The following is a 12,689-nucleotide window of genomic DNA, read 5'->3' as shown; positions in this document are numbered from 1 at the left end:
GGTTCGGGGAAGAATGTTTATATTTGAACAATAAACGGCGAAGCCATGGACGAGGCTGGCGCCAAGGATGGAGACCGCCATGACCGCATGCATCGTAGGCTGGGCGCATTCGCGTTTCGGCAAGCTTGAGGGCGAGACGCTCGAAAATCTGATCGTCAAGGTCGCGACGGACGCGCTCGATCATGCCGGCATCGGCCCGGACGAGGTCGACGAGATCGTGCTTGGCCATTTCAACGCCGGCTTTTCGGCGCAGGATTTTACGGCAAGCCTGGTGCTTCAGGCCGATGACCGGCTGCGCTTCAAGCCGGCGACACGAGTCGAGAATGCTTGCGCTACCGGCTCGGCAGCGGTCAGGCAAGGCATCCGCGCCATCGACTCAAACGCTGCCCGGGTCGTTCTGGTGGTCGGCGCCGAGCAGATGACGACCACGCCCGGGCCAGAGATCGGCAAGAACCTGCTCAAGGCGTCCTATCTGCCCGAGGACGGCGACACGCCGGCCGGTTTTGCGGGCGTCTTCGGCAAGATCGCGCAGGCCTATTTCCAGCGCTATGGCGATCAGTCGGATGCGCTCGCCATGATCGCCGCCAAGAACCACAAGAACGGCGTCGACAATCCGTATGCCCAGATGCGCAAGGATTTCGGCTATGACTTCTGCCGGCAGGAGAGCGAAAAGAATCCCTTTGTCGCTGGTCCGCTGAAGCGTACCGACTGTTCGCTGGTTTCCGACGGCGCCGCCGCCCTTATCCTTGCCGACACGGCGACGGCGCTGAAGATGCGCCGCGCCATCGCCTTCCGTGCCAACGAGCATGTGCAGGATTTCCTGCCGATGTCGAAGCGCGACATCCTGACGTTCGAAGGTTGCGAACAGGCCTGGACCCATGCACTGAAGAACGCCGGCGTGACACTCGACGATCTCTCCTTCGTCGAAACGCATGACTGCTTCACCATCGCCGAACTGATCGAATATGAGGCGATGGGACTGGCGAAGCCGGGTGAGGGCGCCAAATTGGCGCTGGATGGCACAACGGCAAAAGACGGCCGCCTGCCGGTCAATCCCTCAGGCGGCCTGAAGGCCAAGGGCCATCCGATCGGCGCCACCGGCGTTTCGATGCATGCCTTGACCGCCATGCAGCTTGTCGGCGAAGCCGGCGGCATCCAGGTGCCGGGCGCGAAACTCGGCGGTATCTTCAACATGGGCGGTGCGGCCGTCGCCAACTACGTTTCCATTCTCGACCGGATCAGATAGACCGCCCGCATTACAGCGCCGCGCGCCGTTTGGGGCGCGCGAACGACGCTGTAACACTTTGATTTTGCGGGAGGTGAGATGACAAATCCGGTTCTGATCGAGGTTTTGCGCGGCGCCATTGTCGAGAGCGCCCATCGGGGCGCGGTCGCTGTCTTCGATGCCGATGGCAAGCCGGTCCTGGAGATCGGCGACATGTCGAAGCCGGTCTTTCCGCGTTCCGCCGTCAAGGCGATCCAGGCGCTGCCGCTTGTCGAAACGGGTGCCGCCGATGCCTATGGCTTCGGCGACCGCGAACTGGCGCTGGCCTGTGCCTCCCATTCCGGCGAGCCGGCGCATGTCGAATTGGCGCGGTCCATGCTGGCCAGGGCTGGGCTGGACGGGTCGGCGCTCGAATGCGGGACCCACTGGCCTTCGAACCATGACGCGGAGATTGCGCTCGCGCGTGCCGGCGGTTCACCAAATGCGCTGCATAATAATTGTTCCGGCAAGCATTCCGGCTTCCTCTGCACCTGCGTCCATTCAGACATCGCCCATCGCGGCTATGTGAGGCCGGATCACGCCTTGCAGGAAATGGTGCGCGACGCCATGCAGGCAGTCACCGGCGCTGTCCACGGCCCCGACGAACGCGCGATCGACGGCTGCTCGATCCCGACCTATGCGGTACCGCTCAGGAGTTTCGCGCTCGGCTTTGCCCGCATGGCCACGGCCCACGGCTTTGGCCCAGCGCGGGCGAAGGCCGCGAAGCGCCTGCTCTCCGCCTGCATGGCGGAGCCGTTCTTCGTCGCGGGCACAGGCCGTGCGGACCTGTTGCTGATGGAAGCCGCTCCCGGGCGAATTTTTGCGAAAGGCGGAGCCGAGGGCGTCCACTGTGCCGCAATTCCGGAACTCGGCCTCGGTATCGCGGTCAAATGCGATGACGGTGCCGGGCGCGCCGGCGACGCAATCGCAGCCGCTGTACTCGCCAGGCTGCTGCGGGCGGATGAAGCCTTGGCGGCGAAGCTGCTCGAACTGGCGAACGCGCCTATCGAAAGCCGGATTGGCGCCAAGGTCGGGGCGCTGAGGCCGACGCCGGCCTTGAATTGAAAGCAGCAATCAGCTGACGCGGTTGCGCTCGGCGGTCAGGTGCGCATAGCCGCTGCTGCCGGTCTGGGTGAGGTCAACTGTCACCGGCTCGCCCTGTTCGACACGCCTCTTCTCTCAGCGGCAACGGCTTGCCGAGAAGCCACTCGGCGCCTAAGTTCAGCGAATGAGCAGAGCTTTTACCCGCGAAGAAGACAGCGAAAACGCCATCGCCGGCGTTGGCGAGCGGCCGATCAGCACGCACCGTAACCTGGTGACGGAACGCGGCCTGGCGCAGATCGAGGACAATCTGGCCGATCTGCGCGATATCATGGCGAAAGCGGAGCGGAAAGCCGACCGCGAGCGCATTGCGGTTGTGTCGCGCGACCTGCGCTACTGGACCGCGCGGCGCGAGAGTGCCGAGCTTTCCGTGCCGGAGCCCGGCAGCGATGTTATCCGCTTCGGCATGGGTGTCACGCTGGAAAGTGACGACGGCAAGAAGGTGCACTGGAAGATCGTCGGCGAGGACGAAGCCAATCCAGCCAAGGGCAGCATCTCGCATGTCTCGCCGATGGCGGTCGCCTTGTTTGGCAAGAAGGTCGGCGACGTGGCCAACGTCAACGGCAAGGAGTGGGAGATCGTCAAGCTCTCGGAGAGTTAGTCTTCAAGCTTGACGACATGGTCGCGGAAGAATGCGGCGGCACCTGCTTCGTCGATCTCACCAGCAGCGACGGCCATGACAAATTCGTAAAGCGTGCCGTTGTCGGCCGTCAGGACATGGCCGTTCACGATCAAAAATGCGCCGGCGGCGACGATCGCTGTCCGTTTGTTGCCGTCGACAAAGGCATGGTTCCTGGCAATGCCGAAGACATAGGCAGCGGCTAGATCCTCGACTGAAGGATCTCCGTAGTTGGCCTTGTTCTCGGCCCGGGCGAGCGCCGATTCAAGAGCATTTTCATCTCTCAGACCTTGTGCTCCGCCGTGCCTGCGCAATTGCTCGGCATGCATGGCTTCGACTGCGCGCCGGGTCAGGAATTCCCAGCTCATTCCGCGAGCTTCTGAAGCGCGACCTTGTATTTGTCCATGACCTTACGAGCGGCTTCCATCTGCCGCTCGAAACTGTCATCCACCGGCTCAAGGGCAATTCCCTTATCCGTTTCGACGATCTGGAACTGATCACCGGTCTTCAAATTCAGACGATCGAGCAGGTCCTTCGGCAGGATCACACCCTCCGAATTACCGATCTTGCGAATTGTTGTGTTCATGATGAAACATCCTGTTGCAACGCTTATTATAACGCAGCGTACTCGATGTTGCAACAGAAATTATAACAGCATCATGCTGCCGCCAGCAGCCGATCCAGCAGCCGCTCCGCCGCTTCCGGAATGACCGTGCCCGGTGGGAAGATTTCCGAAGCACCTGCTTGCAGCACCGCGTCATAGTCCTGCGGCGGGATAACGCCGCCGGCCACGATCAGCATGTCGCCGCGGCCGAGCTTCTTCAGCGTGTCGCGCAATTCGGGGATCAGCGTCAGGTGACCCGCTGCCAGCGATGAGGCGCCGATGACGTGGACGTCATGCTGGATCGCCAGCCTGGCGATCTCTTCCGGCGTCTGGAACATGGCGCCGACGGTGACGTCGAAGCCGAGATCGGCGAAGGCCGTGGCGATCACCTTCTGCCCGCGGTCGTGGCCGTCCTGTCCCATCTTGGCCACGAGAATGCGCGGCTTGCCGCCGTTTTTCTTTTCGAAGGCATCAAGCTTGTCCTGCAGCCGGTTGACCACCGGATTGTCGCCAAGCGCCTTGCGGTAGACACCGGAAATGGTCTGCACCGTGGCCACATGGCGGCCATAAGCCCTTTCCAAGGCGAACGAGATTTCACCGACAGTGGCATTGGCGCGCGCGGCGCGGATGGCGAACTCCAGCAGGTTGTCCTCGCCTTGGGCGGCACGGGTCAGCGCATCGAGCGCGTTTTCGACCGCGGCGACGTCACGCGTGCCTTTCAGCCGTTGCAGCTTCGAGAGTTGCCGGGCCCTGACCTCGGCATTGTCGATCTTCAGCACGTCGACCTCGATATCGGTCCCGGGGCGATGCGCATTGACGCCGACCAGCATCTGCTCGCCGGAATCGATGCGCGCCTGCGTACGCGCCGCGGCTTCCTCGATGCGCAGCTTGGGTATGCCCTTTTCGATCGCCGCCGCCATGCCACCGAGAGCCTCGACCTCCTCGATATGAGCGAGCGCACGCGCTGCCAGGTCATGTGTCAGCCGCTCGAGATAGGCCGAACCGCCCCACGGATCGATGATCCGCGTGGTGCCGGATTCTTTCTGCAGGATGAGTTGCGTGTTGCGGGCGATGCGCGCCGAATGATCGGTTGGCAGCGCCATTGCTTCATCGAAGGAATTGGTGTGCAGCGACTGGGTATGCCCTTGGGTCGCGGCCATCGCTTCGATCATGGTGCGGATGATGTTGTTGTAGGGATCCTGCGCCGTCAGCGACCAGCCGGAGGTCTGGCAATGGGTGCGCAGGGACAGCGACCGTTCGTCCTTCGGCGCGAAATTCTTTTTCATCAGGGTCCCCCACAACAGGCGGGCGGCCCTGAGCTTGGCCACTTCCATGAAGAAGTTCATGCCGATCGCCCAGAAGAAGGAAAGGCGCGGCGCGAAACGGTCGATGTCGAGCCCTGCCGCGACGCCGGCGCGGGCGTATTCGATGCCGTCGGCGATCGTATAGGCGAGCTCCAGGTCGGCGGTCGCGCCGGCCTCCTGCATGTGATAGCCGGAGATCGATATCGAATTGAACTTCGGCATGTTCTTCGAGGTGTAGGAGAAGATGTCCGAGACGATCCGCATCGAGGGCTTCGGCGGATAGATGTAGGTGTTGCGGACCATGAATTCCTTCAGGATGTCGTTCTGAATGGTCCCCGCCAAGTCCTTCTGCGCGACGCCTTGTTCTTCCGCCGCCACGATGTAGAGCGCCATGATCGGCAGCACCGCGCCATTCATCGTCATCGACACGGTCATGTCGCCGAGCGGAATGCCGTCGAACAACTGCCGCATGTCGAGGATGGAATCGATGGCCACACCCGCCATGCCGACATCGCCGGCCACGCGCGGATGGTCTGAATCATAGCCGCGATGCGTGGCCAGATCGAAGGCAACCGAAAGACCTTTCTGGCCGGCGGCAAGGTTGCGCCGGTAAAAGGCGTTGGACTCTTCGGCGGTCGAAAAGCCTGCATATTGCCGGATCGTCCAAGGCTGCTGGACATACATGGTCGGGTAGGGGCCGCGCACGAACGGCGCCAGGCCTGGATAGGTATCGAGATGCGGCAATCCCTTGAGGTCGCCCTGACTGTACAACTGCTTGACGACAAGACCTTCCGGCGTCGTCCGCTGTCCCTTGACCTCGACCGGTGCGCGGCGCGGCGGCACCCAGCCGATCTGACTGAAATCCGGAATCAAGAAGCGGCCCCGATGGATTGCTCGATGCGAACCGGCGACAGTGCCTCGCACAGCACGACACCCTCGGTGAAGGCAGGTCGCCGCTCTGCGTCCAGCGTTTCGACCGGACGCTCGCTTTTCAAGGGGTGCAGCGTGGCGCCGACAATGGCCCGCTCGCCTGACTTGAAGGCAATGCCGCGCTGGGCGGCGGCAGTGCGGACGCGCTGCTGGATATGTCCGTCCCGCAGGCTGGACAGCACGCCACCCTCTGCCTCGATCGCCTGCAATTCCGCCCACGCTGCTTCGCAAAGATCTGACGTCAGCGCTTCGACCGCGCCGGAGCCATGGGCGGGATCTGTGACATGATCGACATGGCTTTCATTGACCATGATCAGTTGCGCATTACGCGCGACGCGGCGGGCAAAAGCCGCCGGCAGGCCGTGCGCGATCGTATGCGGCAGGATTGAGATCGAATCGGCGCCTCCCGCCGCCGCGGCGAAGCAGCCGATCGTCGTGCGCAGGATGTTGTTTTCGGGGTCCAATGCCGTCATCATGCGAAATGATGTCTCGGCATGGATATTGGCCGTGGAATTGGGGATCGAGCAGGCCTCCTGCACCCGTGCCCACAGCCTGCGCAGGGCCCGCACTTTGGCCGTAGACAGGAACTGGTCCTGGTCGACGCTGAGCGCGAAACCGATATGAGGCGCGGCATAGACGAGCGGCTGCCGCGCCTTCTCGAACATCCTCAGATACGAAACCGCCGAAGCCAGCATGATGCCGAGTTCCTGCGCTTCCGTGGCGCCGGCATTGTGAAAGACGCGACCGTCCGCCTCCAGAAGCACACCGGGGACGCCCATCGAGAAGAAATGAGCCAGCGATTGCGGCATCGATTCCTGCAGCGCCTCGATCGACATGCGCAGTCGTCCGGTGCCGGCGAGGATAGCCGCCGGATCGATGCCGAAGGAAAGGTTGAGCTTTGCCGGATCGGAGCGGCGCTTGCTCAGGAACGCCACCAGCCAGTCGGCCATGGGGCGGCTCCACGGGTGGGTATCGATGCGGATCTGGACCCGGTTGAGGGGTACGCCCTCTAGTACCGTCTCCAGTGCCTGCGCCGTCCTCGGCAGGCCGTAGCCGAACGCGTTCGGAGCACCCTCGAAGACGAGCGACAGTCCCGTCGCGCCCTGCGAGATATCTTCCAGGACCTGGGTCTTGGCGCGATCGACATCGGGGTCGTCGACGCGCTGGCTGACGATCCAGGGCAATTGAGGATTGGCGCGCACGATCGGTTCCGTTCCGGTCGCGCGATCATAGAGCGGCTCGACGCGGATGTTGTCGTCGGTGTGCGAGACCAGCTTTTCCTCAAAGGATGCGCCGGCCAACGCTTTTTCCGCCAAGGCCAGCCATTGCTGACGCTGCGCATCCGTTGGCTCAACATCCCTGGTCAAGGCTCCGGCGCCCATTCATCGTCCTCGTTCTATGTGGCCGCACCAGCCCGGGCAGCCCAGTCTACGGTCCCCGGTAGGTTATCGCAATGCGCATCCAAGGCCCAAATCCCACCACCTGATATTCGATCCACCTGATATAGGTTGGCTTGCGTGGACCGACCATGGACGATTGCCAAACACCATCGAAATTCGCAAGTTCCAAAATCCGCTCCTGGCGATTGGTCCGGTTTGGACGATTGGCCCTGATTGGACGATAGCCCTGATTGGATGATTGGCCTCGCTTTGGACAATTGTCATTGTCGCTATGCGACGGCCTCACTATACCTTCGGACAAAGGCTGGCCTTAGATACATCAGTTTGCGGAGACCCGACATATGACTGACGATCCCAGTATTTTCATCGGCGCCAGCCGCAAGCCCGACGACAGCTATCAGCGCGCCGAAAATCTGCTGCTGCAATACGGCAACCGCCACGGCCTGGTGACTGGCGCCACCGGTACCGGCAAGACTGTCAGCTTGCAGATCCTGGCCGAAGGTTTTTCGAATGCCGGCGTGCCGGTATTCTGCGCCGACATCAAGGGCGACCTTTCCGGCATCGCCATGATGGGCACCGCCCAGGATTTCCTTGTCAAGCGGGCAGAACAGGTCAAGCTCGACCCTTACGACTTTCAGGAATTTCCGATCATCTTCTGGGATCTGTTCGGCGAGCAGGGCCACCCCATCCGCGCGACCATTTCGGAAATGGGACCGCTGCTCCTGTCGCGGCTGATGAACCTGACCGACGCGCAGGAAGGCATCATGAACATCGCCTTCCGCATCGCCGATGAGGAAGGGCTGCTGCTGCTCGACATGAAAGACCTGCAGGCGCTGCTCGCTAACATCGCCGAGCGCGCCGAAGAGATCAGCGCCCGTTACGGCAACGTCACCAAGCCATCGGTAGGGGCCATTCAGCGCACGCTGCTGGTGCTGGAGCAGCAGGGCGCGGCGAATTTCTTCGGCGAGCCGGCTTTGCGGATCGCCGACATCATGCGCACCACGCGTGACGGTCGCGGTGCCATCAGCGTGCTCGCCGCCGACAAGCTGATGATGAATCCGCGCCTCTACGCGACGTTCCTGCTTTGGCTGATGTCGGAGCTGTTCGAGGAACTGCCCGAAGTCGGCGACCCCGACAAGCCGAAGCTGGTGTTCTTCTTCGACGAGGCGCACCTCTTATTCGACGAGGCGCCGAAGGTGCTGATCGACCGGGTCGAGCAAGTGGTCCGCCTGATCCGCTCCAAGGGCGTCGGCGTCTATTTCGTCACGCAGAACCCTTTGGATGTCCCCGAAAAGGTCCTGGCCCAACTCGGCAACCGCGTGCAGCACGCGCTGCGCGCCTACACGCCGCGCGAGCAGCAGGCGGTGAGGACGGCGGCCGAAACTTTCCGGCCCAATCCGGACTTCGACTGCGCCACCGCCATCACCCAGCTCGCCACCGGCGAGGCGCTGGTTTCGACGCTGGAGGCCAAGGGCGTTCCGTCCATGGTCCAGCGCACGCTGATCCGTCCGCCGTCATCGCGGCTTGGACCCATCACCCCCGCCGAGCGGCAGAAGCTGATCGGGGAAAGCCCGGTCACCGGCCAGTACGACCAGGTCATCGACCGCGAGTCGGCTTTCGAGATGCTGCAGAAGAAGACCAAGGAGGCGCAGGACGCCGAGGCGCAGGCGCAGCAGGCAGGCACCGGCGGCTCGCGCTGGACCATTCCAGGCTTCGGCAATGACGATCCCGCGCCGCAGTCCGGCGGCAGGCGCGCGCCTGCGCCGCGGCCGTCCAACCGCCAGACGGTGGCGGAAGCGGCGATCAAGTCGGTCGTGCGCTCGGTCGGCTCTTCGGTCGGACGTGCGATCGTGCGCGGAATATTGGGCAGCCTGTCGCGGGGGCGGTAGAATCGGGCAGCGGCGTTGCCGCTGTCCTGTGAGCTCAGAAAATCGCGTCCGTCACCGCTTTGACCGGTCCGAGCAGGACCGATCCATCCGGCACGCCGGCGTCGATCGGGATGGCCTTGTGGTTAGCCGTCGCCACCATCGGCTGGCGGGCGTCGCTGGTCACGATGACCGGCGTCTTGGAGGGCACGCGATCGTAAAGGTCGATGATGTCCTGGTTCATCAGGCGCACGCAGCCCGACGACACCGATTTGCCGATCGAGCGCCATTCCGGCGAGCCGTGCAGGCGATAGAGCGTGTCCACATTGCCCTGGAAGAGATAGAGCGCGCGCGCGCCGAGCGGGTTCTTCAAGCCGCCGGGCATGCCGCCATTGTCGGCGCTATACTGCTTCAATTCCGGCTGGCGGGCGACCATCTCATCCGGCGGCGTCCATTTCGGCCATTTCTGCTTCCATTGGACGACGGCGTCGCCCGACCACTCGAAGCCGGCGCGGCCGAGACCGACGCCATAACGGATGGCCTGGCCGCCCGGGCGAACCAGATAGAGGAAATGGCCTGTCGTATCGACGACGATGGTTCCCGGCTTCTGGCCGGTCGGGTCGGGCACGATCTGGCGCAGGAACTGCGGATCGATCCTGTCGACCGGGATGGCCGGCAGATCGAAGCCGCCATCGCTGACCGCCGCGTACATCGACGCATAGTCGGCAAGCGGAGGCTCGACATAGGTTGGTGGCGGCGGCTCGGCCGGCCCGGGGCCGGTGGTGGCGCATGCCGAAACCGCGATCGAGGCGGCGCCCAGGGCTGCGGCGTTGAGGAAGCCGCGACGGCTCAGGCGACAGGATTCGATTTCGGTTATGGACATGGCTGCCTTCTTTAAGACTCAAATCGCAACAAAGCGTCAACACGCCGACGTTCGCTGCGGGTGCCTGACAACACCTGAGGCGATAGGCGGTTCCGATTCTGGCCCGAACGTGGACAAACAAAGGCGATGCTGTGACTGCGCCGCCACTGTGGCGTTGAGGCCACAGGTCCGCTAGCCACCGGATACGAGGGCCTCCAGCGACGGCAGGATCAGGGCCGGCGGCAAGTCCCGGTATTCCTCCGGCTGGTTGGAGCGGTTGATCCAAACCGTGCGGAAGCCGAATTTGGTGGCGCCCGCAATGTCCCAGCGATTGGAAGACTGGAAGGAGATCGCGCCGGGATAGAGCCGCCAATCCGTGGCGACCATGTCGTAGACCGCCGGATCGGTCTTGAAGCGACGCACCGCATCGACCGAATAGATGTTGTCCAGGACCTGGTCGAGTGCCGCGGACTTGACCGCCGCCTTCAGCATTTCGGGCGAGCCATTGGAGAGGATCGCCAGCCTGGCGCCCGAGGCCTTGAGCGCCTTCAGCACGGCCGGCACTTCGGGATAACAGTCCAGCCTCCAATAGGCCTCCATCAGCTTTGCCTTGAGACTAGGATCGGCCGAAGGGACCTTGCGCAAGGCGAAGTCCAGCGCCTGTTCCGTCAACTGCCAGAAATCGGCGTAGGCGCCCATCAACGTGCGCACCCAGGAGTATTCAAGCTGCTTGGCGCGCCAGATTTCGGACAGGAGCTGGCCGTCGGGGCCGATCGCGTCTGCATGGCGGCGCACGGCCGCATGCACGTCGAACAGCGTGCCATAGGCGTCGAAAACATAGGCGGCGTATTGCATGGCAACAGTTTTGAGGCGAGGCGGGACAAGGTGCAAGCCTTGATTGCATCGCACCCGTCGCTGGCCTCAACAAAACTCCCCGATGCTGGTTGACGGCAGCGGCCAAAGCATCATCCAATGTTGTCACACAAGATCGACCGGAACAGGAAAACGCGATGACACTGGCGGCGGCGGCGCAATCCGCGACATGGACTTTCGTCGATGGCGATTGGTACGAAGGCAATGTCGCCATTCTGGGGCCGCGCAGCCACGCCATGTGGCTCGGCACCAGCGTGTTTGACGGGGCTCGCTGGTTCGAGGGCGTGGCGCCCGATCTCGAACTTCATGCCGCACGCGTCAATGCCTCGGCGATCGCGCTCGGCCTCGCGCCAAACATGACGCCCGAGCAGATCGTCGGGCTGACCTGGGACGGATTGAAGAAATTCGACGGCAAGACGGCGGTCTACATCAGGCCGATGTACTGGGCCGAGCATGGCGGCTACATGGGCGTCCCGGCGGATCCCGCCTCGACCCGTTTCTGCCTCTGCCTCTACGAATCGCCGATGATCTCGCCGACCGGCTTTTCCGTGACCGTATCGCCGTTCCGGCGCCCGACCATCGAAACCATGCCGACCAACGCCAAGGCCGGCTGCCTCTATCCCAACAACGGCCGCGCCATCCTCGAGGCCAAGGCGCGCGGCTTCGACAATGCGCTTGTGCTAGACATGCTGGGCAATGTCGCGGAGACCGGAAGCTCGAATATCTTCCTGGTCAAGGACGGCCACGTGCTGACGCCGGCGCCCAACGGAACCTTCCTGTCCGGCATCACCCGCTCGCGCACGATGACGCTGCTCGGCGACTATGGGTTCAGGACGACTGAAAAGACGCTGTCGGTGCGGGATTTCCTCGAAGCCGACGAAATCTTCTCGACCGGTAACCACTCCAAGGTGGTGCCGGTCACCCGCGTCGAGGACCGCGACCTGCAACCCGGCCCGGTGGCCAAGAAGGCACGCGAACTCTATTGGGATTGGGCGCATTCGACGTCAGCTGGCTGAGGTCCGGCCTTTTTGTCGCTGCGCGGTTGGCCGCAGGAAAAGCGTGTGACAGTTTTCGGGAACCCGCTTAGAAAGGGGACCGGCGCTTCATTTCCGGAGTTGCTCCAGCTCAATCCCGACCTATCTTACTCCGGTATCCACACCGGATTTTCCACGAGGGAGTACTACCCATGGCTTTCGAATTGCCCGCTCTGCCCTACGACTATGAGGCCCTGCAGCCCTATATGTCGAGAGAGACGCTGGAGTATCACCACGACAAGCATCACAAGGCCTATGTCGACAACGGCAACAAGCTCGCCGCCGAAGCCGGCCTCGGCGATCTTTCGGTCGAAGAGGCGGTCAAGCAGTCGTTCGGCAAGAACGCCGGTCTCTTCAACAATGCCGCCCAGCATTACAACCACATCCATTTCTGGAAATGGATGAAGAAGGGCGGCGGCGGCAACAAGCTGCCTGGCGCGCTGCAGAAGGCTTTCGACAGCGATCTCGGCGGCTACGACAAATTCAAGGCTGATTTCATCGCCGCTGGCACGACGCAGTTCGGTTCGGGATGGGCCTGGGTTTCGGTCAAGGACGGCAAGCTGGCGATCTCGAAGACGCCGAACGGCGAAAACCCGCTGGTTCATGGCGCATCGCCGATCCTCGGTGTCGACGTCTGGGAACACTCCTACTACATCGACTACCGCAACGCCCGGCCGAAATACCTCGAGGCCTTCGTCGACAGCCTGATCAATTGGGATCACGTGCTCGAGCTCTACGAAAAGGCAAATGCCTGATCGATCTTCCGAAAAGGCCCGGCACCCCCGGGCCTTTTCTTTTAAGTCGAAGCCCCACCGCAGCCAGAGTCGTCCAAA

At 62.8% G+C, this 12,689-nt stretch carries 12 protein-coding genes; 6 read left to right on the top strand and 6 right to left on the bottom strand.

Annotation, left to right across the window (positions count from 1 at the left end; genetic code table 11):
• Nucleotides 1–79: 79 nt before the first annotated feature.
• The 3 genes from O7A60_RS20695 (at nucleotide 80) to greA (ending at nucleotide 2,966) form a co-directional block, all read left to right on the top strand.
• A complete protein-coding gene (locus tag O7A60_RS20695; RefSeq protein ID WP_337107796.1) occupies nucleotides 80–1,246 on the top strand; it encodes an acetyl-CoA acetyltransferase in 1,167 nt (388 codons plus the stop codon).
• A 78-nt stretch (nucleotides 1,247–1,324) separates the two neighbouring features.
• Nucleotides 1,325–2,329 carry an asparaginase gene (locus tag O7A60_RS20690; protein ID WP_337107795.1) on the top strand — a complete coding sequence of 335 codons (1,005 nt, stop codon included), beginning with the start codon at nucleotides 1,325–1,327 and terminating at the stop codon, nucleotides 2,327–2,329.
• Between the two features lie 163 nt (nucleotides 2,330–2,492).
• On the top strand, nucleotides 2,493–2,966 hold the full coding sequence (greA, locus tag O7A60_RS20685) for a transcription elongation factor GreA (RefSeq protein ID WP_337107794.1): 474 nt from the start codon (nucleotides 2,493–2,495) through the stop codon (nucleotides 2,964–2,966).
• On the opposite strand, the gene O7A60_RS20680 is transcribed toward greA, so the two are convergent.
• The 4 genes from O7A60_RS20680 to O7A60_RS20665 form a co-directional block, all read right to left on the bottom strand.
• A complete protein-coding gene (locus O7A60_RS20680; protein WP_337107793.1) occupies nucleotides 2,963–3,352 on the bottom strand; it encodes a type II toxin-antitoxin system death-on-curing family toxin in 390 nt (129 codons plus the stop codon). The genes greA and O7A60_RS20680 overlap by 4 nt on opposite strands.
• Entirely contained in the window at nucleotides 3,349–3,570 is a 222-nt protein-coding gene (locus tag O7A60_RS20675) for an AbrB/MazE/SpoVT family DNA-binding domain-containing protein (protein WP_027143979.1), read from the bottom strand. The genes O7A60_RS20680 and O7A60_RS20675 overlap by 4 nt, the downstream gene beginning before the upstream one ends.
• A gap of 71 nt (nucleotides 3,571–3,641) precedes the next feature.
• Entirely contained in the window at nucleotides 3,642–5,765 is a 2,124-nt protein-coding gene (scpA, locus tag O7A60_RS20670) for a methylmalonyl-CoA mutase (protein ID WP_337107792.1), read from the bottom strand.
• Nucleotides 5,762–7,204 carry a methylmalonyl-CoA mutase subunit beta gene (locus O7A60_RS20665; RefSeq protein ID WP_337107791.1) on the bottom strand — a complete coding sequence of 481 codons (1,443 nt, stop codon included), beginning with the start codon at nucleotides 7,202–7,204 and terminating at the stop codon, nucleotides 5,762–5,764. Before O7A60_RS20665 ends, scpA begins: the two co-directional genes overlap by 4 nt.
• 359 nt (nucleotides 7,205–7,563) lie before the next feature.
• Between O7A60_RS20665 and O7A60_RS20660 the strand changes: the two genes are divergently transcribed.
• Nucleotides 7,564–9,111, top strand: coding sequence for a helicase HerA-like C-terminal domain-containing protein (locus tag O7A60_RS20660; RefSeq protein ID WP_337107790.1), 1,548 nt, complete (start codon nucleotides 7,564–7,566; stop codon nucleotides 9,109–9,111).
• 34 nt (nucleotides 9,112–9,145) lie between these two features.
• Here the strand turns inward: O7A60_RS20660 and O7A60_RS20655 are convergent, their stop codons facing one another.
• Together O7A60_RS20655 and O7A60_RS20650 are read right to left on the bottom strand one after the other, a co-directional pair.
• Nucleotides 9,146–9,970, bottom strand: a complete 825-nt coding sequence (locus tag O7A60_RS20655; RefSeq protein WP_337107789.1) for a L,D-transpeptidase — start codon at nucleotides 9,968–9,970, stop codon at nucleotides 9,146–9,148.
• A gap of 171 nt (nucleotides 9,971–10,141) precedes the next feature.
• Nucleotides 10,142–10,804, bottom strand: a complete 663-nt coding sequence (locus O7A60_RS20650; protein ID WP_337107788.1) for a haloacid dehalogenase type II — start codon at nucleotides 10,802–10,804, stop codon at nucleotides 10,142–10,144.
• Nucleotides 10,805–10,959: 155 nt separating this feature from the next.
• Between O7A60_RS20650 and O7A60_RS20645 the strand changes: the two genes are divergently transcribed.
• Together O7A60_RS20645 and O7A60_RS20640 are read left to right on the top strand one after the other, a co-directional pair.
• Entirely contained in the window at nucleotides 10,960–11,838 is an 879-nt protein-coding gene (locus O7A60_RS20645) for a branched-chain amino acid aminotransferase (RefSeq protein WP_027143972.1), read from the top strand.
• A gap of 170 nt (nucleotides 11,839–12,008) precedes the next feature.
• The gene (locus tag O7A60_RS20640) at nucleotides 12,009–12,611 is read left to right on the top strand and encodes a superoxide dismutase (protein ID WP_337107787.1); all 603 of its coding nucleotides are present in this window, start codon (nucleotides 12,009–12,011) and stop codon (nucleotides 12,609–12,611) included.
• Nucleotides 12,612–12,689: the final 78 nt, after the last annotated feature.

Source organism: Mesorhizobium salmacidum (SeqCode), from assembly GCF_037179605.1.
Taxonomy (GTDB): domain Bacteria; phylum Pseudomonadota; class Alphaproteobacteria; order Rhizobiales; family Rhizobiaceae; genus Mesorhizobium; species Mesorhizobium salmacidum.
This window is presented reverse-complemented; position numbering and strand designations above follow the sequence as displayed.

What these genes read in the sequence shown, in the direction of transcription:
- O7A60_RS20645 (WP_027143972.1), top strand. Translation starts at nt 10,960, where the DNA reads ATGACACTGGCGGCGGCGGCGCAATCCGCGACATGGACTTTCGTCGAT.
- O7A60_RS20695 (WP_337107796.1), top strand. Translation starts at nt 80, where the DNA reads ATGACCGCATGCATCGTAGGCTGGGCGCATTCGCGTTTCGGCAAGCTT.
- O7A60_RS20640 (WP_337107787.1), top strand. Translation starts at nt 12,009, where the DNA reads ATGGCTTTCGAATTGCCCGCTCTGCCCTACGACTATGAGGCCCTGCAG.
- O7A60_RS20675 (WP_027143979.1), bottom strand. Translation starts at nt 3,570, where the DNA reads ATGAACACAACAATTCGCAAGATCGGTAATTCGGAGGGTGTGATCCTG.
- O7A60_RS20680 (WP_337107793.1), bottom strand. Translation starts at nt 3,352, where the DNA reads ATGAGCTGGGAATTCCTGACCCGGCGCGCAGTCGAAGCCATGCATGCC.
- O7A60_RS20660 (WP_337107790.1), top strand. Translation starts at nt 7,564, where the DNA reads ATGACTGACGATCCCAGTATTTTCATCGGCGCCAGCCGCAAGCCCGAC.
- O7A60_RS20650 (WP_337107788.1), bottom strand. Translation starts at nt 10,804, where the DNA reads ATGCAATACGCCGCCTATGTTTTCGACGCCTATGGCACGCTGTTCGAC.
- O7A60_RS20690 (WP_337107795.1), top strand. Translation starts at nt 1,325, where the DNA reads ATGACAAATCCGGTTCTGATCGAGGTTTTGCGCGGCGCCATTGTCGAG.
- greA (WP_337107794.1), top strand. Translation starts at nt 2,493, where the DNA reads ATGAGCAGAGCTTTTACCCGCGAAGAAGACAGCGAAAACGCCATCGCC.
- O7A60_RS20665 (WP_337107791.1), bottom strand. Translation starts at nt 7,204, where the DNA reads ATGGGCGCCGGAGCCTTGACCAGGGATGTTGAGCCAACGGATGCGCAG.
- O7A60_RS20655 (WP_337107789.1), bottom strand. Translation starts at nt 9,970, where the DNA reads ATGTCCATAACCGAAATCGAATCCTGTCGCCTGAGCCGTCGCGGCTTC.